Origin of the sequence: Rhodococcus rhodochrous (assembly GCF_900187265.1) — a bacterium.
In the GTDB taxonomy this organism is placed as follows: domain Bacteria; phylum Actinomycetota; class Actinomycetes; order Mycobacteriales; family Mycobacteriaceae; genus Rhodococcus; species Rhodococcus rhodochrous.
Window position 1 is genome coordinate 857,114 of sequence record NZ_LT906450.1, and the last position, 20,726, is coordinate 877,839.

Annotated in this window: 20 protein-coding genes and 5 tRNA genes; 12 read left to right on the forward strand and 13 right to left on the reverse strand. The window is 68.1% G+C overall.

Annotated elements, in window-relative coordinates; translation table 11 throughout:
- Nucleotides 1-51: 51 nt before the first annotated feature.
- From pstC to pstB, 3 genes are read left to right on the forward strand one after another with little or no spacing between them, the layout of a single operon-like run.
- Nucleotides 52-1,107: a phosphate ABC transporter permease subunit PstC gene (gene pstC / locus CKW34_RS03965; RefSeq protein ID WP_059384254.1), complete on the forward strand. Its 1,056-nt coding sequence runs from the start codon at nt 52-54 to the stop codon at nt 1,105-1,107.
- A gap of 3 nt (nt 1,108-1,110) precedes the next feature.
- Nucleotides 1,111-2,034, forward strand: coding sequence for a phosphate ABC transporter permease PstA (gene pstA, locus CKW34_RS03970; RefSeq protein WP_059384253.1), 924 nt, complete (start codon nt 1,111-1,113; stop codon nt 2,032-2,034).
- 45 nt (nt 2,035-2,079) lie between these two features.
- Entirely contained in the window at nt 2,080-2,856 is a 777-nt protein-coding gene (gene pstB / locus CKW34_RS03975) for a phosphate ABC transporter ATP-binding protein PstB (protein ID WP_059384252.1), read from the forward strand.
- Between the two features lie 89 nt (nt 2,857-2,945).
- Here pstB and phoU read toward each other — a convergent pair whose 3' ends face one another.
- The 6 genes from phoU to CKW34_RS04010 all read right to left on the reverse strand — a co-directional run bounded on the left by phoU (nt 2,946) and on the right by CKW34_RS04010 (nt 10,054).
- Entirely contained in the window at nt 2,946-3,653 is a 708-nt protein-coding gene (phoU, locus tag CKW34_RS03980; RefSeq protein ID WP_059384251.1) for a phosphate signaling complex protein PhoU, read from the reverse strand.
- A gap of 85 nt (nt 3,654-3,738) precedes the next feature.
- On the reverse strand, nt 3,739-5,664 hold the full coding sequence (locus CKW34_RS03985; RefSeq protein ID WP_231921792.1) for an LCP family protein: 1,926 nt from the start codon (nt 5,662-5,664) through the stop codon (nt 3,739-3,741).
- 771 nt (nt 5,665-6,435) lie between these two features.
- On the reverse strand, nt 6,436-7,578 hold the full coding sequence (gene dusB / locus CKW34_RS03995; protein WP_059384248.1) for a tRNA dihydrouridine synthase DusB: 1,143 nt from the start codon (nt 7,576-7,578) through the stop codon (nt 6,436-6,438).
- Nucleotides 7,579-7,742: 164 nt separating this feature from the next.
- Nucleotides 7,743-8,696 carry an acyl-ACP desaturase gene (locus CKW34_RS04000; protein WP_059384247.1) on the reverse strand — a complete coding sequence of 318 codons (954 nt, stop codon included), beginning with the start codon at nt 8,694-8,696 and terminating at the stop codon, nt 7,743-7,745.
- Nucleotides 8,697-8,903: 207 nt separating this feature from the next.
- Nucleotides 8,904-9,506 (reverse strand): DUF937 domain-containing protein, encoded by a 603-nt coding sequence (locus CKW34_RS04005; protein ID WP_059384246.1) that lies wholly within the window; start codon nt 9,504-9,506, stop codon nt 8,904-8,906.
- Nucleotides 9,507-9,592: 86 nt separating this feature from the next.
- Entirely contained in the window at nt 9,593-10,054 is a 462-nt protein-coding gene (locus CKW34_RS04010) for a hypothetical protein (protein WP_016695567.1), read from the reverse strand.
- A 172-nt stretch (nt 10,055-10,226) separates the two neighbouring features.
- Here CKW34_RS04010 and CKW34_RS04015 point away from each other — a divergent pair, with 172 nt between their 5' ends.
- The gene (locus CKW34_RS04015; RefSeq protein WP_059384245.1) at nt 10,227-10,865 is read left to right on the forward strand and encodes a hypothetical protein; all 639 of its coding nucleotides are present in this window, start codon (nt 10,227-10,229) and stop codon (nt 10,863-10,865) included.
- Between the two features lie 84 nt (nt 10,866-10,949).
- On the opposite strand, the gene CKW34_RS04020 is transcribed toward CKW34_RS04015, so the two are convergent.
- Nucleotides 10,950-11,022 (reverse strand) — tRNA-Lys (locus CKW34_RS04020).
- Nucleotides 11,023-11,317: 295 nt separating this feature from the next.
- Here CKW34_RS04020 and CKW34_RS04025 point away from each other — a divergent pair.
- The 8 genes from CKW34_RS04025 to CKW34_RS04060 all read left to right on the forward strand — a co-directional run bounded on the left by CKW34_RS04025 (nt 11,318) and on the right by CKW34_RS04060 (nt 15,816).
- A complete protein-coding gene (locus tag CKW34_RS04025; RefSeq protein WP_059384244.1) occupies nt 11,318-11,977 on the forward strand; it encodes a TetR/AcrR family transcriptional regulator in 660 nt (219 codons plus the stop codon).
- Between the two features lie 100 nt (nt 11,978-12,077).
- Nucleotides 12,078-12,150, forward strand: a tRNA-Glu gene (locus CKW34_RS04030).
- Between the two features lie 54 nt (nt 12,151-12,204).
- Nucleotides 12,205-12,278 (forward strand) — tRNA-Asp (locus CKW34_RS04035).
- A 39-nt stretch (nt 12,279-12,317) separates the two neighbouring features.
- Nucleotides 12,318-12,394, forward strand: a tRNA-Phe gene (locus tag CKW34_RS04040).
- Nucleotides 12,395-12,479: 85 nt separating this feature from the next.
- Nucleotides 12,480-12,553: transfer RNA gene (locus CKW34_RS04045), tRNA-Asp, on the forward strand.
- A 221-nt stretch (nt 12,554-12,774) separates the two neighbouring features.
- Nucleotides 12,775-14,013, forward strand: coding sequence for a glycosyltransferase family 4 protein (locus tag CKW34_RS04050; RefSeq protein ID WP_059384243.1), 1,239 nt, complete (start codon nt 12,775-12,777; stop codon nt 14,011-14,013).
- Nucleotides 14,007-14,738 carry a class I SAM-dependent methyltransferase gene (locus CKW34_RS04055; RefSeq protein ID WP_059384242.1) on the forward strand — a complete coding sequence of 244 codons (732 nt, stop codon included), beginning with the start codon at nt 14,007-14,009 and terminating at the stop codon, nt 14,736-14,738. Before CKW34_RS04050 ends, CKW34_RS04055 begins: the two co-directional genes overlap by 7 nt.
- Nucleotides 14,725-15,816 carry a glucosidase family protein gene (locus tag CKW34_RS04060; protein WP_059384241.1) on the forward strand — a complete coding sequence of 364 codons (1,092 nt, stop codon included), beginning with the start codon at nt 14,725-14,727 and terminating at the stop codon, nt 15,814-15,816. The genes CKW34_RS04055 and CKW34_RS04060 overlap by 14 nt, the downstream gene beginning before the upstream one ends.
- Nucleotide 15,817: 1 nt before the next feature.
- On the opposite strand, the gene CKW34_RS04065 is transcribed toward CKW34_RS04060, so the two are convergent.
- Genes CKW34_RS04065 through CKW34_RS04090 form a run of 6 tightly spaced genes read right to left on the reverse strand, consistent with a single transcriptional unit; the run spans nt 15,818 to nt 20,705 of the window.
- Nucleotides 15,818-16,480, reverse strand: coding sequence for a class I SAM-dependent methyltransferase (locus CKW34_RS04065; protein WP_059384240.1), 663 nt, complete (start codon nt 16,478-16,480; stop codon nt 15,818-15,820).
- A 44-nt stretch (nt 16,481-16,524) separates the two neighbouring features.
- A complete protein-coding gene (locus CKW34_RS04070; protein ID WP_059384239.1) occupies nt 16,525-17,592 on the reverse strand; it encodes a phosphotransferase family protein in 1,068 nt (355 codons plus the stop codon).
- Nucleotides 17,589-18,698, reverse strand: a complete 1,110-nt coding sequence (locus CKW34_RS04075; protein ID WP_059384238.1) for a TIGR03857 family LLM class F420-dependent oxidoreductase — start codon at nt 18,696-18,698, stop codon at nt 17,589-17,591. The genes CKW34_RS04070 and CKW34_RS04075 overlap by 4 nt, the downstream gene beginning before the upstream one ends.
- On the reverse strand, nt 18,695-19,063 hold the full coding sequence (locus CKW34_RS04080; RefSeq protein ID WP_059384237.1) for a carboxymuconolactone decarboxylase family protein: 369 nt from the start codon (nt 19,061-19,063) through the stop codon (nt 18,695-18,697). The genes CKW34_RS04075 and CKW34_RS04080 overlap by 4 nt, the downstream gene beginning before the upstream one ends.
- Nucleotides 19,060-19,959, reverse strand: coding sequence for an NAD(P)-dependent oxidoreductase (locus CKW34_RS04085; RefSeq protein ID WP_059384236.1), 900 nt, complete (start codon nt 19,957-19,959; stop codon nt 19,060-19,062). Before CKW34_RS04085 ends, CKW34_RS04080 begins: the two co-directional genes overlap by 4 nt.
- Nucleotides 19,956-20,705, reverse strand: a complete 750-nt coding sequence (locus CKW34_RS04090; RefSeq protein WP_059384235.1) for an SDR family oxidoreductase — start codon at nt 20,703-20,705, stop codon at nt 19,956-19,958. The genes CKW34_RS04085 and CKW34_RS04090 overlap by 4 nt, the downstream gene beginning before the upstream one ends.
- Nucleotides 20,706-20,726 lie beyond the last annotated feature (21 nt).

Consider the following 20,726-nt stretch of genomic DNA (forward strand, 5'->3'; position numbering starts at 1 on the left):
CATCGACCCGCCCGTTCCTGACGAATACGCTGAGAAGGATTGCGAGCGCACATGAGTGACGCGCACAACACGTCGGTCTCCATCGCGGCCGACGAACCGACCCGCTCAGGAACGGGCGGTGCAACCGGCATCACGGAGGACACGATCAGCACCCCACCCCCATCCCCGGACCGGGCACGCAAGACCGTCGTGCGGCCGGGAGACAGAATCTTCGGCTCCCTGGCATCCGGCTCCGCCGTCCTGATCTCCGTGATCATCGGCGCGATCGCAGTCTTCCTCGTCTGGCGCGCCGTCCCGGCACTGCAACGCAACCAGGTCAACTTCCTCACCAGCCGTGAATGGATCACGCAGGACATCACCGACATGGCGTTCGGTGTCCTCGACCTGTTCCAGGTGACGGTGCTCGTCTCCTTCTTCGCGCTGTTCCTCGCCATGCCCGTCGCGCTGGGCATCGCGATCTTCCTCACCTCGTACTCGCCCGATCGGCTCCGGAAACCGCTGGCGTACGTCATCGACCTGCTCGCCGCGGTCCCGTCGATCGTCTACGGCCTGTGGGGCATGCTCGTCCTCGCCCCGTTCCTGCGCCCCGTCGCGGAATGGCTCAACACCAACCTCGCCTGGTTCCCGCTCTTCGCCACCGGCAGCGGCTCCATCGTGGGCGGCGGAACGATCTTCACCGCCGGCATCGTCCTCGCCGTGATGATCCTGCCGACCATCGCCGCGGTCAGCCGCGAAGTGTTCGTGCAGACCCCGACGGCCCACATCGAGGGTGCGCTCGCCCTCGGCGCGACCCGCTGGGAGGTCGTCCGGACCACCGTCATCCCGTTCGGCAAGTCCGGCTACATCAGCGGTTCGATGCTCGGTCTCGGCCGCGCGCTCGGCGAGACGATGGCGCTGTACCTCATCCTGCGCACCACCTCGCAGGCGTTCTCCTGGTCGCTGTTCGACGGTGGCGCGACGATCGCGTCCAAGATCGCGCTGGGATACGCCGAGTTCAACAACGACATCCAGGCGGGCGCCTACATCGCCGCCGGTCTCGTGCTCTTCGTGCTCACCTTCGTGGTCAACGCCGCCGCGCGCATGATCGTCGCAGGAAAGAAGGACTGATCCATGTCGACCACCTCCACGTCGACCACCGCGCTCTCCTCGCCGGTCAAGCCCCCGGCCTTCCAGCGGGTCAGCGGACGTCGCCGCGTCAAGGACACCGCAGCCACGGTGCTCGTCACCCTGTCGGTCGTCGTCGCGCTGATCCCCCTGGCCTGGGTGCTGTTCACCGTCGTCGCCAAGGGCCTGCCCGCCCTGATCTCGCCGACCTGGTTCACGCACTCCCTGAGCGGACTGACGGCGTCGTCGACCGGCGGTGGCATCTACCACGCCCTCGTCGGCACCCTCCTGCAGGGACTCGTCTGCGCGGTCATCTCCATCCCGCTCGGTGTCTTCGTCGCGATCTATCTCGTCGAGTACGCCGGCAGGTCGCGGCTCGGTCGGATCACCACGTTCATGGTGGACATCCTCAGCGGTGTCCCGTCGATCGTTGCGGCGCTGTTCATCTACGCGTTGTGGGTGTCGACCTTCGGGATGCCCAAGTCGGGCTTCGCGGTGGCGCTCGCGCTCGTGCTGCTCATGGTGCCGGTGGTCGTCCGCAGCACCGAGGAGATGCTGCGAATCGTCCCGCAGGATCTGCGCGAAGCGTCCTACGCACTCGGTGTCCCCAAGTGGAAGACCATCGCGCGCATCGTGCTGCCCACCTCGCTCGCCGGCATCATCACCGGCATCATGCTCGCACTGGCCCGCGTCATGGGCGAGACGGCGCCGCTGCTGATCCTCGTCGGCTACGCGCCCTTCATCAATTTCGACCTGTTCGGAGGTGAGCAGGGCACCCTCCCGGGTGTCATGGTCGCCGAGATGAACAACCCGACCGACGCCGGTTCGCAGCGCATCTGGGGCGCCGCGCTCACCCTGATCCTGGTCATCGCGGTCCTCAACATCGCGGCCAAGCTGATCAGCCGGTACTCGCAGGTCGGCAAGAAATAACCCACAGACCTCTTCTCACATCGATACACCAGTAGGGAGCCGGTAATGGCCAAGCGTCTGGATCTCAAGGACGTCAACATCTACTACGGCAAGTTCCACGCCGTGGCCGACGTGACGCTGTCCGTGCCGCCGCGGAACGTCACCGCCTTCATCGGCCCGTCCGGTTGCGGCAAGTCCACCGTGCTCCGGTCGATCAACCGCATGCACGAGGTGACGCCCGGCGCCCGTGTCGAGGGATCCATCCTCCTCGACGGCGAGGACATCTACGATCCGAACGTCGACCCGGTCGGTGTGCGCAAGACGATCGGCATGGTCTTCCAGCGTCCCAACCCGTTCCCCACGATGTCGATCCGCGACAACGTCGTCGCCGGCCTGAAGCTGCAGGGCGTGCGCGACCGCAGGACCCTCGACGAGATCGCCGAGAAGTCGCTGCGCGGCGCCAACCTGTGGAACGAGGTCAAGGACCGCCTCGACAAGCCGGGCGGTGGCCTGTCCGGTGGCCAGCAGCAGCGTCTGTGCATCGCGCGTGCCATCGCGGTCCAGCCCGACGTGCTGCTCATGGACGAGCCGTGTTCGGCTCTCGACCCGATCTCGACGCTGGCCATCGAAGACCTGATCGGTGAGCTGAAGAGGGACTTCACCATCGTCATCGTCACGCACAACATGCAGCAGGCCGCGCGCGTGAGCGACCAGACGGCGTTCTTCAACCTCGAGGCGACCGGCCGCCCGGGTGGTCTGGTGGAGATCGACGACACCGAGAAGATCTTCTCGAATCCGAGCCGGAAGGCCACCGAGGACTACATCTCGGGCCGTTTCGGCTGAGTCTTCACCACATACACGAGGCCCCGACCGGATCCGTCCGGTCGGGGCCTCGTCGTTCGGGTACTTACCGAGCCCGGTACTTCCTGGACTCAGTGGTTCTCCGGGTAGACGGTCAGGCTGTCCACCTTCTCCACGAGCTGACGGATCTCCTCCTCGGTGGGGAGCTTGCCCGTCACGAGGAAGATGACGCGGCGGCCCACCTCGACGGCGTGATCGGCGAACCGCTCGTAGAAGCGGCCGAGCAGGGTGACGTCGACGGCGGCCGCGACCCCGTGGTCCCACTCGCGGTCCATGAGCACGGTGAACAGGTGACGGTGCAGGTCGTCCATCGCCTCGTCCTCGTGGTGGAGGCGGGCGGCCCGGGCAGGATCACGGGTCTCGAGGATCTCGCGTGTGGCAGCGCCGAGGGCCACCGCGATCCGTCCCATCTCGGCGAAGTAACCCTTCACCTCGTCGGGAAGCACGTGCTTGGGATGGCGTCGGCGGGTCGCCTTCGCGATGTGCAGTGCGAGCGCACCCATGCGGTCGATGTCGGCCACGATCTGGATGCCGCTGACGACGGCACGCAGATCGCCGGCGACCGGACCTTGAAGGGCGAGCAGCTGGAACGCCTTCTCCTCGCAGATCGCGCCGAGATCGGTGATCTTCTCGTGCTCGTCGATCACCTGCTCGGCGAGAGCGAGATCGGCTTCGAGAAGAGCTCTGGTGGACCGCTCCATCGCGGTCCCGGCGAGCCCGGCCATCTCCCCGAGGAGATCACCGAGTTCGCCCATCTGTTCGTTGTAGACGACGCGCATAATGGCACAGCCTACGACCTCGATCGGTCCGAACGGCGAGCATCGGATGAACCACAGGTGAACGTCGACGGCCGAACAGTGGTGTCTACGTGCACAGATCGTCGGCGGCGTTGGTGATCGCGAGATCGGCGGGGAGCTCGACCGACGACTCCGACCGGGTCTGGATCTCCATCGGGGCGAGCTGCGTGCCCGCCGGGGTGGGAGCGACGACGGTGCCGTCGAAGCTGGTGCCCAGGACGATCTCCACGATGCCACCCAGCTGAGCCGAGGGCGGAGCCTCCTGCAGCACCGCACCGGGGAAGGCCGATGCGACCGTCGCGGCGTCGGTCTCCTGGCCCTCGCTGAAGCGGATCACGGTCTGCTTGCTCGTCCCGGACGCGTAGTTGCCCACCGAGTAGACCGGGAAACCGTAGGCGGCGACCTCCTCGGCGGTGCGGGCCGCCAGTCCGGACAGACCCGACGCGTTCGAGACCTGCACCGACACCGTCGACGGATCGACCGCGAGCTGCGCGGGCAGCGGTTCGGCCGGGGGAGCGGCCGCGACCTCCGTCGGGTCCTCCTCCCGCTTCTCACCCGGCAGCGGGAGATCGTCGATGATCGCGGTGAAGATCGCCTTGATGTCGTCCGTGCGGGGGATCTCGTTGCCCCAATCGTTGGTGCCGGCCGTGGGGATGGTCAGGAAGGACACCGCACCCGCCTCGACGTTCTGCATCGAACGTCCGAGTTTGACGAGCGACTCGGCGTTGACGTTCTCGACGAAGGTCGCGCGGGTGAAGGCGCCGATGAAGCCGTTGAGCTTCCCGGGGTCGAACAGCACCTTGTTCGACAACGTCGAGCGCAGCAGCGACGACAGGAACTTCTGCTGCCGGCTGATCCGGCCGTAGTCGCTGTTGCCTTCCTGGTCGATCTTGCGGGCACGGACGTAGTCGAGTGCCCGTTTGCCGTCGAGCGTGTGGGTGCCGGGAGTCTCGATCAGGGGACCGAGTTCGTTGTCGTACAACGGTATGGAGGTGCACACCTCGACACCGCCGATCTCGTCGACCATCGATTCGAAGCCGGCGAAGTCGATGCCCACGAAATGGCCGATCTTCAACCCGGACATCTTCTGGATCACCTTGACCAGGCATTTCGGTCCGCCGAGGGCGTAGGTCGCGTTGAGCTTGTCGCCGTCGGCCGCCGGATACAGCTCGGAGTCGTATTCGCCGGTCGCGCTGTCCCAGCCGCGACAGACCGGTCGCTCGACGTCCAGGTCGCGCGGGAACGACACCGCGACCACGCGGCTGCGGTCGGCGGGGATGTTGACGAGGATGACGGTGTCGGCACGGGCGCCCTCGGCGTCGTCGACGGTTCCGGCGCCGATCTCACCGCTCGCGCCGGCGCGGGTGTCGGTGCCGATGATCAGATACGTCTCGTCGCCGGTCTGACCGACCGGATCGACGATGTCTTCCGAGTCGATGTCGAGCGCGGCGATCTGGGAGAAACCGGCCTCCGTGGATCGGACGTACCCCCACACCGCCCCGTTCCCGATGAGCGCGAGGACGGAGACGAACGCAACCACGGCTCTCGTCGCGAACCGGAGACGCTTCTGCTTGCGCTGTTTGCTCTGCGCGAGCCGGCCGAGCGTGGCGTTGCCCACCGTGCGGGGCCGAGCGGATCCATGCGCCTTCGCGTCGGGCGTGCCGTCGTTCTCCTCCTCGACGGGCGCCGCAGCGCCCTCGGGGGCCACCGTATCGATCTTGACGGTCGGCTGTTCGTTCGCGAGCGACGGTTGCTGTCGAGGGGGAGGCGTCTGTTGCGATCCGGCGGTCCGAGCCGGCACGACGGGAGGTGCCGGTCGCGGCTCGGCCAGTGGACGTGGCTCTGCGGGCGGTGCGGAGCGCGGGTCCGCGGGAGATACCGGGCGGGAGTCCGCCGGCGGCACCGGGCGCGCGGACGGCACCGAAGGCGGGGGAGCCGGTACCGAAGGCGGAGGAGTCGCTATCGAGGGCGGAGCAGACGGGGGGCCGGCCATCCGATCCGGCGCCTGAGTGCGCGGCGGGACGGGATTCTCCGGCGGCCGGGGACGGGACGGTCCCGGAGGCACCCGGGGAGCACCGGGCCGGACCGGCGGTACGACCGTGGTCGGAGGTCCCGAAGAGGCCGGCGGCACCGGAGGGGTGGGCGGTCCCGACGGAGTCGGGGGCGGCGTCCTGCGCGGGAGCTCCGCGCGACCGGCATCGTCCTCGGGCGCGACGTGCCGAGCGGATTCCGGGTCGTGAGGACGGGCGGGAGGTAACGACGAGGTGGACGTGTGCGGCGGATCGGCAGGAGGCGGATCCGTCGGTGGTTCCGACCGTGGGGACGGATCGGATCGTCGTCCCACCTTGTCGAGCAGTTCGGCGACGGTGAGCTGCTCCGGATCGTCCGAGTCCGCGGCCCGGCGGTTGCGTGCACTCTCGTGGCGACGCGAATCGGCATCGGTGTCGTCGGAGCGGTGCACCCCACCCGAGCGGCTGCGGCGGGACGAGCGGGATTCGCGGTAGCTGCTGTCGGCTATCGGCCGTTCCCAGGGAGCGCGAGGATCCGGGGATCCTGTCTCGTGCTCCTCGTCCACCGATACCTGCTCTTTCCGCGGTCGCACCGCCTCGTCATCCGTCGTCGTCCACGTGATCGCTCACCGGCGACCGTCGCGAGGACTCCGCAATGATACTGATCGTCTGTTGCATGTGACCGTGACGCGGCTGTGTCGCACGACATCCATCGGTCGCTCCGCCTGTCCTCCGGGACCACGTGCCGGGACGGGTTACCCGCCCGAGTGCATAATGTCGGCGCCCTCGGGCACGCAGGTGTCCTCGGGGTCGTCGAGCCAGCCGTCGGGCAGAGCGACGCTGCTCGGGGAGCCCTGACGTCCCCGCGGGCCTTCGGCATCCGCGGGGAAGGGCACGTCGTGGTCGAGTTTGCCCAGCAGGTCGTCGAGCTCGGCGAGCGTCGACACGCGGGCGAGGCCGTTGCGGATCTCCGAACCCGCAGGGAAGCCGCGCAGGTACCAGGCAATGTGCTTGCGCATGTCGCGCAGACCGCGGTCCTCGCCGTGGTGGTCGGCGAGCAGTTCGGCGTGCCGTCGCATGATCTGCGTCACCTCACCGAGATTCGGCGGGGTGGGGATCGGGCGACCACCGAGCGCGGCGCTCAGTTCGGCGAACAGCCACGGGCGTCCGAGGCAGCCGCGACCGACGACGACGCCGTCGCACCCGGTCTGCGCCATCATCTTCTCGGCGTCGGAGGCGTCGAAGATGTCGCCGTTGCCGAGCACGGGCACATCGGTGACGTGCTCCTTCAACCGTGCGATCTCGCCCCAGTCGGCCGCTCCCGAATATCGCTGCGCAGCGGTCCGGGCGTGGAGGGCCACGGCCGCGGCACCCTCGGAGGCTGCGATGCGACCGGCATCGAGGTGGGTGTGGTGTTCGTCGTCGATCCCGATGCGGAACTTGACCGTGACCGGGATGTCGGTGCCCTCGGTGGCGCGGACGGCGGCCGCGACGATCTGCCCGAACAACCGGCGCTTGTAGGGGAGGGCCGACCCTCCGCCCTTGCGGGTCACCTTCGGGACCGGGCATCCGAAGTTCATGTCGATGTGGTCGGCGAGGTTCTCGTCGACGATCATCTTCGCCGCGGCGTAGGTGGTGTCGGGATCGACGGTGTACAGCTGCAGCGACCGCGGTGTCTCGGTGGGGCCGAAGGTGGTCATGTGCATGGTGACCGCGTGCCGCTCGACGAGGGCGCGGGCGGTGACCATCTCGCACACGTACAGGCCCGACGTGCTGCCGGCCCGTTCGAGTTCGAGTTCGCGGCACAGCGTGCGGAATGCGACGTTCGTCACTCCCGCCATCGGCGCCAGCACGACCGGGCTGTTCAGTTCGAGCGGACCGATACGGAGGGATGACATGGTACCTCTGGAAAACGTTGTGTGACAAAGAAATAGCGTGCCCGTCAGGGATGGGCCGCGGAAACGACTGTGCCCGGCACCGAAACCGGCGCCGGGCACAGGATAACCTCCGCGGACTCAGGCGGCGGTGTGCATCCGGACTCAGGCGTCCGTACACATGGGACTCAGGCGTCCGCGCCGACCTTCTCGCGCTTGGCGGCCTCACGGGCGAGGGAGCGATCGCGCATCTCCTCGAACCGCCCCGCCTGACGCCCCAGCTCGTCGAGGAAATTGCCGAGCTTGTCGAGATCCTGCTGCGCCTCGCTGCCGAGATCGCGCTCGAAGATCCTCCACTTGCGCAGCACCGGCATCACGACGTCGTCGAGGTGCTGACGCAGGTCGTAGATGCCGTGCTTGGCCATCAACACACCGTTGCGACGGAAGTTCGGCATGCCGGCACCCGGCATCTGGAAGTTCTCGAGCACCTCGACGATCGCGGCGAGCGTCTGGGCCGGAGCGATGTCGATCGCCGCGTCGCAGATGTTCCGGTAGAAGATCATGTGCAGGTTCTCGTCGGCGGCGATGCGCTGGAGCATCTTGTCGGCGATCGAGTCGTCGCAGGCACGACCGGTGTTGCGGTGCGACACGCGGGTCGCGAGCTCCTGGAAGGTCACGTAGGCGACGGAGTGGAGCATGCCCGTCGAGTTGGGGGACGCGAAGCCGTTCGTCATGTGCTCCATGCGGGCGTTCTCGAGTGCGACGGGATCGACACCGCGCGTGACGACCAGGTAGTCGCGCATGACGATGCCGTGGCGGTTCTCCTCCGCGGTCCACCGGCCGACCCAGGTGCCCCAGGCGCCGTCGCGCGAGAAGCTCTCGGCGATCTCCCGGTGGTAGGAGGGCAGGTTGTCCTCGGTGAGGAGGTTGGTGATCATGGCCGCCTTGGCGACCTCGTCGAGCTTCGACTGCTCGGGTTCCCAGTCGACACCGCCCATCGCGGCGAAGTTCCGGCCCTCGTCCCACGGCACGTAGTCGTGGGGGTGCCAGTCCTTCGCCATCGAGAGATGCCGGTTGAGGTTCGCTTCGGCCACAGGCTCCAGCTCTCGCAGCAGCTCCAGTTGAGTCAGGACTCGCGTCATGCTCTTCTACCCCTCACATCGGTGTCCGTGTACTCCGCCGGCCTACGGAGGAGGGGAGCCCGGCCGTTCGTCGCCGCGGCACGCGGCGCACCGGTGGCCCCCCCACATTCGCCCGGATCACGGTACAGGTCCGGGCGGCCCGATGACAGCACCGTCCCGCTCGTGCCGTATCACACGGACGAGCGGAACGTGCGGTTCCGGAGGGTCTCAGCGCTTGCCGCCACCGAGAAGTCCCCCGAGGAGACCGCCGAGTCCACCACCCGAACTGCCGCCGAGCACGCTGCCGAGGACGTCGCCGATCCCACCGCCGGAGGTGGCCGATCCACCACCGGCGTTCTTCAGCAGACCCCCGAGGAGATCGGCGAGACCTCCGCCCTGCGGAGCGCTCGCGGTGTTCGTTCCCGCACCGCCACCGATCTGCTTGGCGAGATAGGACAGCACGATGGGGGCGATGATCGGCAGGACCTTGGCGATCAGATCGTTCCCGCCGGCGCCGTTCACGGAACCGAGGGTCGAGATCACCTGGTCCTTCTTGTCGCCGAAGACGTTGGAGACGATCCTGTCGCCGTCCTCGGTGTCGATCCCGTCGACATCGACCTCACCCTCGGCCAGGTTCGACTCGGAATGCTTGCCCAGCGCGGAGAGCAGAGATGCCGCTCCGGTCGGGTTCTGGGCGTTGGCGTCGAGACCACCGACGAGGGTGGGGAGCGCTGCGCGGACGGCCGTCTCCGCCGTCGCGTTGTCGACACCGAGTCGCTGCGCCACCTGGTCGACGGGAATGCGGGACATCAGATCGTCGAGACTTGCCATCGTTCCTGCCTTGGCTCGTGGGTGCCCCGAAGTGGCCACCCGGTGCCGAGAGGGTATCGGGACGAAGCCCGTTGCAGCGGGAGGCGTCAGTCGAGCGAGGCGGCGCTCGTCGAAGAACGGCGCAGCGCGATCAGGCAGCACAGCAGTGCGACGAGCGTGCCGCTGAGCAGGAGCACCGTCCCGTTCTGATTGGTCAGGGTCGTACTGCGATTGAGTTCGACGTACTCGCCGTGGGTCTGGAACAGACGTGTCCAGAACACCGCGGCCGTCGCGACACCGATCAGCGTCCCGGCCCAGCCGACGGCCACCGAGTCGAACAGTGCGGCAGCGAGGAGCAGGACCGCGGCGACGACCAGTGGTACTGCGAGGGACTCGTACAGCGGCAGACCCGGGACCGCGACACCGGCCAGGTCGCCGTCGGGGAAACCGTCGCGCAACGCCGACAGGGGAATCTCGGTGGGTCGTATTCCGCCGACCACCGGCAGCACCGACCCGATTCCCAGTGCGACAGCGGCCAGGAACAGGCCCAGGTCCACGAAACTGCGCATGTTCCTCCCCGGACGATGAACGTTCGATTACCCCTGCGGCTCACCGTATACAAAGTCGGGCAACCGCACCGGGTGAAATTCGCAGTGCGAAGGGACCTGATCCGAATGCGGTGGTCCGTAGGCTGAGATGCACACCGCAGGTGCACGTACCGATCGGCGAGGAAGGTTCGATATGGCGGACATGAATGTCGACGAAGCGGGTTCGCGGAAAGGCTTGCCGCCGTGGGCGAAGAAGACCATCGCCGTGGTCGTGGCCCTGATCGTGCTCGTCATCGCCTACTACACCCTGGCGGCGTTCGTTCCTCGTTGGTGGGCGCAGCGGATCGCGAACCTCGCCGAGGGCGGCTTCGTGCGCGGCGTGTTGTGGGGTCTGCTCTTCGGCATCCTCTGCACGGCGATCCCCATCGCGCTGCTCTCGTGGATCTGGCAGGTCCGCAACTGGAAGTACGGCCGCGGGCTGCAGGTCGCCTTCGGCGTGCTCGCGCTGGTGGTCGCGCTACCGAACCTCATGACCCTGGCGGTCGTGCTGGGTACCGGGAACGGTGCGCACGCGGGGGAGCGCATCCTCGACGTGGACGCGCCCGGCTTCCGCGGCGCCACGTTGATCGGCGCGATCATCGGAGCGCTGCTCGCGGTGGTCTTCGTCGTCGCGCTCACCCGTTATCGCAAGCGCGGACGGGATCTGAAGCAGGCCCGCACGGATCTCGAGCAGCGCCGGATCGAGCAGGAACGGCTCGAAGCGCGCCGTGACGCGGAGAAGGAACTCGGCCGGCACACCGACGACGTCCCGCCCGGCTCCCACCGACTCTGACGTAGGGCCCGGGCTCCGAAGAAGACCCCGAAAGGTCCGGGAACGACGAACGCCGGCGTCGCGTACGACGCCGGCGTTGCCCGGTGCCCCCAGTAGGGCTCGAACCTACGACCTGCGGATTAAAAGTCCGTAGCTCTACCAACTGAGCTATAGGGGCATGGGCGCACAGTGTAACCACACCGCACGGTGAGCCACGCTGCGCGATCGATGATATCGGACATCCGGCGGTGCGGGCGCCGCCCGCGACGAATGGAAAAAGGCCCGGGTGCCCACCCCCTGCTCCGCACCCGAGCCGGACAAAGCGTACCACTCGGTGTGTTCTGTGGAAACCCGGGTCCCGGCGGTGGGGCTCACATTTCACCCGGTGGAACACGGCCCGGAACCGGGGTTGTGGGGGCAGACTAGAGTTGTCTCGTGGGGGAACACAGGAACGTGGAAGGCTGAATTTCCCCATGCCCCGTCAACAGGAGCGTGCGCGTCGTACGCGGGCTGCGATCGTCCGATCGGCAGCCACCGAATTCGCGCGGCGAGGTTTCGCCGCAGCATCGATCAACGCCATCCTCGAGCAGTCGAATGCCACCAAGGGTGCGATGTACTTCCACTTCGCGTCCAAGGAGGATTTGGCCCGGGCGGTACTCGACGAAGGGCTCGAGCACTACCGCGCCATCGTCGACAGGTGGATGGACGTCCCCGGTCTCGACCCCTTCGAGCGGCTGCACGGCCTCATCGGTGATCTCGGTGCGGCCCTGCACGACGACGTGGTCATCGCCGCGGAGTTCCGTCTGGTCACCGAACCCGAGTTCGCGGAGGAGGTCAGGCTGCGCGGCAGCGTCCTGTGGGGGCGGGCCGGCTACCAGCTGGCACGCGAAGCGCAGGAGAAGGGCCTGTTCCGGCCCGGCGTCGATCTACAGCGTTTCGTCGAGGCGATCGCGTCGTCGCTCGCCGGTCAGCGCTATCTCGCCGACCTCACCTCACCGGAGACCGACGTCCGCGCACGCTTCGAGGCCTGCGTGGAAGTGCCGCTCGAGGCGATGGCGTCGGAACAGTGGCTCGCGCAATGGCGGGAGAAGGGTTGGCCGAGCAGGCCCGACAACGACGAATCGACGGCTTGACCTGCTGATTTGTGATTCGCGAATGCCGTGGCATAAGCTGTCCAAGCTCCCAACGGAACGCCAAACCCGTTGAGGGTGCGGTTCGGAGAGATCCGATCGGGCCCCCTTCGTCTAGCGGCCTAGGACGCCGCCCTTTCAAGGCGGTAGCGCGGGTTCGAATCCCGTAGGGGGTACGCTTCGACCTCGTCGAAGTGTGCAGTATCTTGGTGTGAGAAGTGAATATGTATGGCCCTGTGGCGCAGTTGGTTAGCGCGCCGCCCTGTCACGGCGGAGGTCGCGGGTTCGAGTCCCGTCAGGGTCGCTCCAGAGTTTCGATCGGCATTCGGTTCGGGTGCCGTCCGGCCAGGTAGCTCAGTTGGTACGAGCGTCCGCCTGAAAAGCGGAAGGTCGCCGGTTCGATCCCGGCCCTGGCCACCACGGTTGTCCGGCGAACAACCATCAATTTCATATCTTCGACCCACCGGTTACGGTGGGTCGAGCTATGGGAACTTCGGTTCCTCATGGCCCTGTGGCGCAGTTGGTTAGCGCGCCGCCCTGTCACGGCGGAGGTCGCGGGTTCGAGTCCCGTCAGGGTCGCTCCAGGCGAAGCCCCGGTATCACATCGATACCGGGGCTTCGTCGTCATCTGTTCGCGGGCCTGTGTCCACTCGCCGTTCCCACTCGTATCGTGGATCCGCACCGGGTGTGGTCCGGCTCGCTATCGTGAGGACACAAAACATGTTCTAGTGTGTGCCCTACACAACTAGTGGACATCTGTCCGAGCGACCTGGCCCTCCGAGCGAACCCCGAGGTGGAATGTGCGCGTAGCTCTGTTGTCCTACCGGAGCAAGCCGCATTGTGGGGGCCAGGGGGTCTACGTTCGCCATCTCAGTCGCGAACTCGTCGCCCAGGGACACACCGTCGAGGTGTTCTCCGGCCAGCCGTACCCCGAGCTCGACCCCGGCGTGACGCTCACGAAGGTACCCAGTCTCGATCTCTACCGCGACGACGATCCGTTCCGCACGCCGAAGCCGGGCGAGTACCGCGACTGGATCGACGTCCTCGAGGTCGCCACCATGTGGACCGCCGGCTTCCCCGAACCGCGCACCTTCGGTCTGCGCGCCGCACGCCTGCTGCGCGACCGCCTCGGCGACTTCGACGTCGTGCACGACAACCAGTCGCTCGCGTCCGGGTTGCTGCGCATCGCCGAGGATCTTCCCCTCGTCGCGACGATCCACCATCCGATCACCCGCGACCGCGAACTCGATCTCGCCTCCGCGACCACCCTCCGCCGCAGGATCACGCTCCGGCGGTGGTACGGATTCCTGCGCATGCAGGAGAATGTGGCCCGGCGGATCCCCACCCTGCTCACGGTGTCGGAGAACTCGGCCGACGACATCCGCACGGCCTTCGGGATCGAATCCGAACGTATCCACACGATCCCGCTCGGCGTGAACACGGAGGTCTTCGCGCCCCGGCAGGACGAACGCGTTCCAGGCCGGATCGTCTGCGTCGCGAGCGCCGACGCCCCGCTCAAGGGTGTTCCCACCCTGCTCGAGGCGGTCGCGAAGCTGCGCACCGAACGCGAGATCGAACTGGTCCTCGTCTCGAAGCTCGCCCCGGGCGGCGCCACCGAGAAGCTCATCGACGAACTGGCGATCGGCGACGTCGTGCGCACCGTCTCCGGCATCGACGACAGCGAACTCGCCGACCTGCTCGCCTCCGCCGAGATCGCGGCGGTGCCGTCGCTGTACGAGGGATTCTCGTTGCCGGCCGTCGAGGCGATGTCGTGCGGAACACCGCTCGTCGCGAGCCGCGCCGGGGCCATCCCCGAGGTCGTCGGGGACGCCGGTCTGCTGGTGCCGCCGGGCGACGCCGAACAGCTCGCCGCAGGACTCGCGGGCCTGTTCGACGACCCGGCCGAGCGTCGGCGTCTCGGCGCGAAGGGCCGCGACCGTGTGCTCGAACGCTACAGCTGGGCGGCCGTGGCCGCGCAGACCGCCGCGATCTACGACAAGGCGATCGCCGCGCATCGAGAGGGGAAGAACGGATGCTGACCGTCGACTTCGACCGCCTGGGGGTCGTACCGGGGATGCGCGCTCTCGACATCGGGGCCGGCGCGGGGCGCCACTCCTTCGAGCTGTACCGCCGCGGCGCGGATGTCGTCGCCTTCGACCAGAACGCCGACGACATGAAGGCCGTCGCCGACATGTTCGTCGCGATGGAACTCGAAGGCGAGGTCCCCGAGGGTGCGCTGGCCCGGGCCGAGGTCGGCGACGCGCTCGCGCTGCCCTATGACGACGCGACCTTCGATCTCGTGCTCATCTCCGAGGTGCTCGAGCACGTGCCGGAGGACGAGCGGGCCATCGCCGAACTCGTCCGGGTCCTCAAGCCCGGTGGTGTCGCGGCCGTGACCGTGCCGCGCTGGCTGCCGGAGAAGATCTGCTGGGCACTGTCGGACGCCTACCACGAGGTGGAGGGCGGGCACATCCGCATCTACAAGGCCGACGAACTCGCCGCGAAACTCGCCGCCGCCGGTCTCACGGTCTCGGGCACCGACCACGCCCACGCGTTGCACGCACCGTACTGGTGGCTCAAGTGCGCCGTCGGCGTCGACAACGACGACAATCCGCTGACGAAGGCGTACCACCGGCTGCTGGTCTGGGATCTCATGAAGGCCCCGTGGATCACCCGCACGGCCGAGAAGATCCTCGATCCCGTCATCGGGAAGAGTGTCGTGTTCTACCTCGAGAAGCCGGGAAACGCCGGTGCGGCGCGGTGAATCCGCGCGCGTGACGGTGCCGTCGGTGCCGGGTGTGCTGTCGCCGGAACAGAGCCTGGCGACGGGCCGGGCCATCGCGCGGATGCAGGAGCCCTCGGGCGCCGTCCCGTGGTTCCCCGGTGGTCACATCGACCCGTGGGATCACATCGAATCAGCGATGGCGTTGACCGCCATCGGTTTACGTGAGGAGGCGGACGCCGCCTTCGAGTGGTCGCGGCGGACGCAGCGCGCCGACGGGTCGTGGCCCATCCAGTTCCGCGGCGACATCGTCGAGAACCACGACACCGACAGCAATTTCACCGCCTACATCGCCGTGGGCGTATGGCACCACCATCTCGTGACGGGCGATCGCGGGTTCGTCGAGCACATGTGGCCGACGGTGCGTGCTGCGCTCGACCTCGTGGTCGACATGCAGTTGCCGGGCGGCCAGATCTCCTGGGCGCGAGGCGACGGCGGGATGTTCGACGAAGCGCTGCTCACAGGCTGTTCGAGCATCCACCAGAGTCTGTGGTGCGGTCTGCGGATCGCCGACCTGATCGGTGAGGCGCAACCCGAATGGGAGGTCGCGCTGATCCGTCTCGGCCACGCTCTGCGTCGGCACCCCGAGGCGTTCACGCCCAAGCCCGAGTACTCGATGGACTGGTACTACCCGATCCTCGGCGGAGCGGTGCGCGGCACCGACGCGCACGAACGGATCCGCGAGCGCTGGTCGGATTTCGTTGTCGACGGGCTCGGGATCCGTTGCGTCGACCATCGCCCGTGGGTCACCGGAGCCGAGACGTGCGAACTGGTCCTGGCGCTCGACGCACTCGGCCACGCCGGGCGTGCCCGCGAATTGTTCGCGGCCATGCAGCATCTGCGCGACCCGGACGGTTCGTACTGGACCGGTCTGGTCTACGCCGACGGCAAGCGCTGGCCGGTGGAGGTCAGTTCCTGGACCAGCGCAGCGGTGATCCTCGCCGCCGACGCGCTCTCGCGCACGACGGGAGGAAACGCGATCTTCCGGGATGCGGCGGCACCCGCCGACCAGCTGGGCGCCGACCGCTGCACCGAACGTTGCCCGGTGCTCGTCCCGTAGTTCAGCTGCCGGGCAGGGATCCGACCGTACCGGCGGTGCGTTCGAGAACCCGGAGCGAGGACGTCACCGACTTCTCGACGAACTCGCCGCTCTCGAGTGCGAGACAGTAGATCTCGTACGGAGGCCGCCCGCCGTCCTTCGGGTCGGGGAAGACGTCGTGGATGATCAGGGCGCCGCCGATGCGCACCCATCTCGCCCAGCCGTCGTAGTCCGCCCGGGCCGCCTCGCTGCTGTGTCCACCGTCGATGAACACGAACGATGCCGGGGTGCGCCAGAACGACGCCACCACAGGAGAATTGCCGACCACCGCGACGACGTGCGATTCGAGGTCGCCGTCGGCGAGGGTGTGCCGCAGCGCGCCGACGGTGTCGAGCCGGCCGGTGTGCGGATCGACCAGCGACGGATCGTGGTACTCCCAGCCGGGCTGGTGTTCCTCCGAACCGTGGTGGTGGTCGACGGTGACGATGGTGCCGCCGGTCGCCTTGGCCGCAGCTCCGAGATACACGGTCGAGCGGCCGCAGTAGGTGCCGATCTCGACGCCGACACCGTCACCGAGATACTGCACCGCAGCCTCGTGCAGTGCGGTTCCCTCGTCCTGAGGCATGAAACCTGGTGTCGCCTCGGCGAGTCCGATCGCCTCACGGGGCAGGGTGGTGCGGGACATCGGATGGATCTCCGTTCTTCTCGCGTGATGCGGTGTATCCCGGATCACCCTACCGACCGGTCGCGCCGTCCGATGCTCTCGGACACGACGGTGAGACTGTCGAGTTCGCGGATCGCGGCGCACGACCGCTCGACCATCACCGCGAACATGCGGTCGCCGCGGTCGGTCCTCGTGCCGTAGGCGCACCCGAAGACCGCGACGAGCGGACCCTGCAACATCGCGAATCGGTAGTCGTCCCAGCACTGCTGCAGGCCGTAGCCTTCGACGCCGTGGCACAGCAACGCGCGGTGATAGGTCGAGACCAACTCCTGCTCGTGCTCGCGTCGGACCGTCGGCTCCAGACTCGTTCCGACGAAGTACGCGAGGTCGCGGGCGGGGAGTCCCACCGTCAGGGTCTGCCAGTCCACCGCGACGACACCGCTCTCGCCACCGGGTGGGAACAGGAGGTTGTCGAGCCGGTAGTCGCCGTGCAGCAGCGCGAACCGGTCGGATCGCGCGAGCACCCACTCCTCGGTGAGCTCGGCGCAGGCCCGCAGCGTGTCGCGGTCGTCGGCACCGATCAGATCACCGAGACCGTCGAGGAAGGTCTCGATGGCCGGGCCGTACAGCTCGGCGAGGATCCGTGCCTGCTCGGCGTCCGTGGTGGTGAGCCAGTCCGATTCGTGGAGGTCGGGTGCGCACCAGCGGGGACCGTGCAGTCCGGCGAGATTGCGGACGGCGTCGTGCGCCTCGTCGACGGTGCACCCGGCGAGCTGGTCGCCGGGCAGTGCCGGGGCGGCGTCCTCGAGGAGCAGGGTGAACTCCCCGTCCTCGCCGGAGGCGACGTGATAGCAGGTGGGGGTCCGCACCGCGACGGACGGTTCGATGTCGCTGTAGAAGCGTGCCTCCCCACGATAGGCGCCGGCGAGCATCCTCCGCGTCGCGGGATCGGGTGACGGAAGCTTCGCGACGAGTGAGGACGGCACGTCGTCGCCCGTCAGGACGAGCCGGTAGCACAGGGCGATCTGACCCGTGCCGATCCGCTCGACGTCCACCGTGCGTACCGTGCCGCCGAGCACGGCCGAGAGTCGTTCGGGCGTCAGATCCTCCGCCGACAGGAACAGATCGGTCATGGTGTGCTCCGGCCGGGGTTGGCGGGTAGGGATACGAAACGTGCGGGGTCGCGGATCGTCCGCCACGCGGCGACGACCGGGACGAGTTCGGAGGGCGTGGCGCCGTGCAGGATCACACTGTCGGCACCGGCGTCGAACTGGTCGGCGATGCGGGTCGCGCACTGTGCGGCGCTGCCGGTCGCGCTCGCGGCGAGCCACTCGTCGGGCAGCAGCGACCGGATGTGCACGAGCAGTTCGGTGGGTGCCGCGTCGATCGGTCCGGAATGGGCACGGACCTCGGCGTCCTCCCGAAAACGGTGCAGTACCTGCGGGTCCCAGCCGTTCGCGCGGACGAGCACGTCACCGTAGCCCTGCAGGTAGGTCGCGAGCCGTCCGGTGAGCTTCCGCAACCGGAGGTCCTCGGGGATCGACTCGTCGACGGTCGCGAGGACCGACCAGATACGGACGGACTGCGGGTCGCGGCCGGCCTGCTCGGCGGCGTCTCGCACCGTCTTCACGGCGCGGGCGAGCGTGTCGTCGGTGAAGAAGGTGTGCAGGACGACGGCGTCGGCCACGCGTCCTGCCAGGTCGAGTGTGCGCTCGCCGAGCGCGACCATGAGGATCGGGATGCGGTCGACACCCTCGGCGGTGCGTCGCAGATACGGGAAGTCGCCGGCCGGGCCGTGGTGGTCGACGACGGCGTCACCGCGCCACAGCGTCCGGAGCAGGTCGACAGTGTCCTCGAGCCGCGCCGACGTCACGCGAGGCAGCCCCATGAGATCGAACAGCACGTCGAAGCCGCGACCGAGCCCGAGGGCGTACCGGCCGCGGCTCAACCGGTGCAGGGTGGTCGCCATCGTCGCCGTGACGAGGAGGTGGCGGGTGTGCGGATTGGTCGCCGCGGTGCCGATCCCGAGCGTGCGGCTCGTCGCGGCCGCCGCGCCGGCCAGCACTGCCGCGTCCTTGGTGTCGAACCGTTCCGACAGGAAGACCGAACCGAGACCGATGCGTTCGGCGACGGCGATTTCGTCGAGCAGCGCCCTCGGGTCGTCGGTGTGCCCGGCGAGGCCGTAGAACCCGAGTTCCGGACAGTCCGGCTCCGGTGCGGACCCACCGGGGATGCTCACGAGCGGGCCGCCGCCTTCCGTCGCTGCAGCACGCTGCCCACTGCGTTGTCGAGTTTCGAGCCCAGCGGCCAGCCCACGTAGTGGCACAGGAACAGGGCGATCTCGCGGAGCTGCTGCTCGTCGAGTTCGTCGTTCTTCAGCGCCGCCTCGATCTGGATCTCGGCGATGTCGGGGGCTCCCTGCGCGGTGAGTGCCCCGAGCAGCAACAGTCGCCGATCGCGAATGCTCAGTCCGGGCCGGGTCCAGATGTTCGCGAACAGGTGGTCGGCGGTGACGGCGAAGTGCTCGCCGGGACCGTCCTGCATCTCCCAGCCGTAGACCTTGGACATCATCTCCAGGCCGCGGCGGCGGGTCTCGTCGGTCATGCGTGCTCCTTCCGGGAACGGGTCCGTGCGATCTCTCCCGTGCCGACTCCGAGGCCGGGGCCGAGGTCGGACAGCGCCCGGGCTCCGAGCGGCAGGTCGACTCCGAGGCGATCGCCGAGGTCCAGTGCCAGCGCGAGATCCTTCTCGCCGAGGGCGCGCACGCGCGAGAAGATCGGGAACCAGGAGTCGTCCTCCGCGAGGGGAGATGTGGTGTCGCGCCACATGATCGAACCGGCGCCGCCGGTGATCGCGTCGGTGTGCCGGACGACCTTGCCGAGCTCGGTGATGTCGATGCCCGCGGCCTCGGCGAGTCGCTGTGCTTCCGTGGCCGCGGTGAACGCGATGAAGTGGAGCAGGTTGCGGGCGAGCTTCATCCGGGTTCCCGCCCCGACGGGACCCGCGTGCACGACCAGCGACGCGAAGGTGCCGAAGGGTTCTTCGATTTTCGCGAAACCGTCGTCGGTCGCGCCGACCATCACTGCGAGAGTGCCGTTCTTCGCCCCGCCGGCGCCACCACTGACGGGTGCATCGACGAAGTCGACTCCCTTCTCGGCACACTTCGCGGCGAGCTCGACGGCGGTGGTGTCGGAGATCGTCGAGTGGACCGCGACGACCGTGCCGGGCCGGGCCGTCGCGAGCAGTCCGTCCGGACCGGTCACGACGTCGCGGACCTGGGCGTCGTCGAGGACGGTCACGCACACGAGGTCGCAACCGGCGGCCAGCTCCGCCGGGCTCGACGCCGCGGCGGCACCCTTGTCGGTGAACGGGCTCATCGCCTCGGGCACCACGTCGAGCACGGTGAGGCCCCCGGGCCGGGTGAGCAGCCGCTCGGCCATGGGCGCCCCCATGTTGCCCAGCCCGATGTAACCGACCCGGCCGATCGTGGAGCCGGTCACGAGCGGATCACCTGCCCGCCGTCGACGTTGAAGATCTGCCCCGTGACCCAGGCCGCCTCATCGGAGAGCAGGAACAGACACATGCCGACGAGATCGTCGGGAGTGCCCATGCGCTCGAGCGGCAACTGCTTCACCATGTCGGCGACCATGTTCGCGGGGGTGGTGGTGCGGGTCGCCTCGGTGTCGATGGGACCGGGGGCGATCGCGTTGATGCGGATGTTCGAACCGCCGAGCTCGACGGCGAGTTGCTGTGTGAGACCGTTGATCCCGACCTTCGCGAGCCCGTAGAAGCCCGAATACAGCCAGGCCGCCGTCGACGACTGGTTGACGATCGACCCGCCGTTCTTCGTCATGTACGGCCACACCGCGCGGGTGACGTTGAGGGCACCGTCGAGGTTCACACTCATGAACTTCTTGTAGTAGTCCCACGGAACCGTCAGCAGCAGATCGAGTTTCATGCCGCCGTAGATGGCGGCATTGTTGACCACGTGGTCGATGCCGCCGTAGGTCTCGACGGTCGACGCGGCGAGTGCCTCGGCGGAGGCGGGGTCGGAGACATCGACCGAGGTGAAACTCGCGACGCCCCCGTCGGCGACGATCTGTTTGGCGACCTGCTCGCCGAGTTCGGCGTCGATGTCGGCGACCACCACGTTCGCGCCCTCGGCGGCGAGCGCACGCGCGTACGCCTCGCCGATCCCCTGGGCGGCGCCGGTGACGATCGCGGTGCGACCGGTGAAACGTGCCATCGGAAAAGTCCTTTCGGAAGT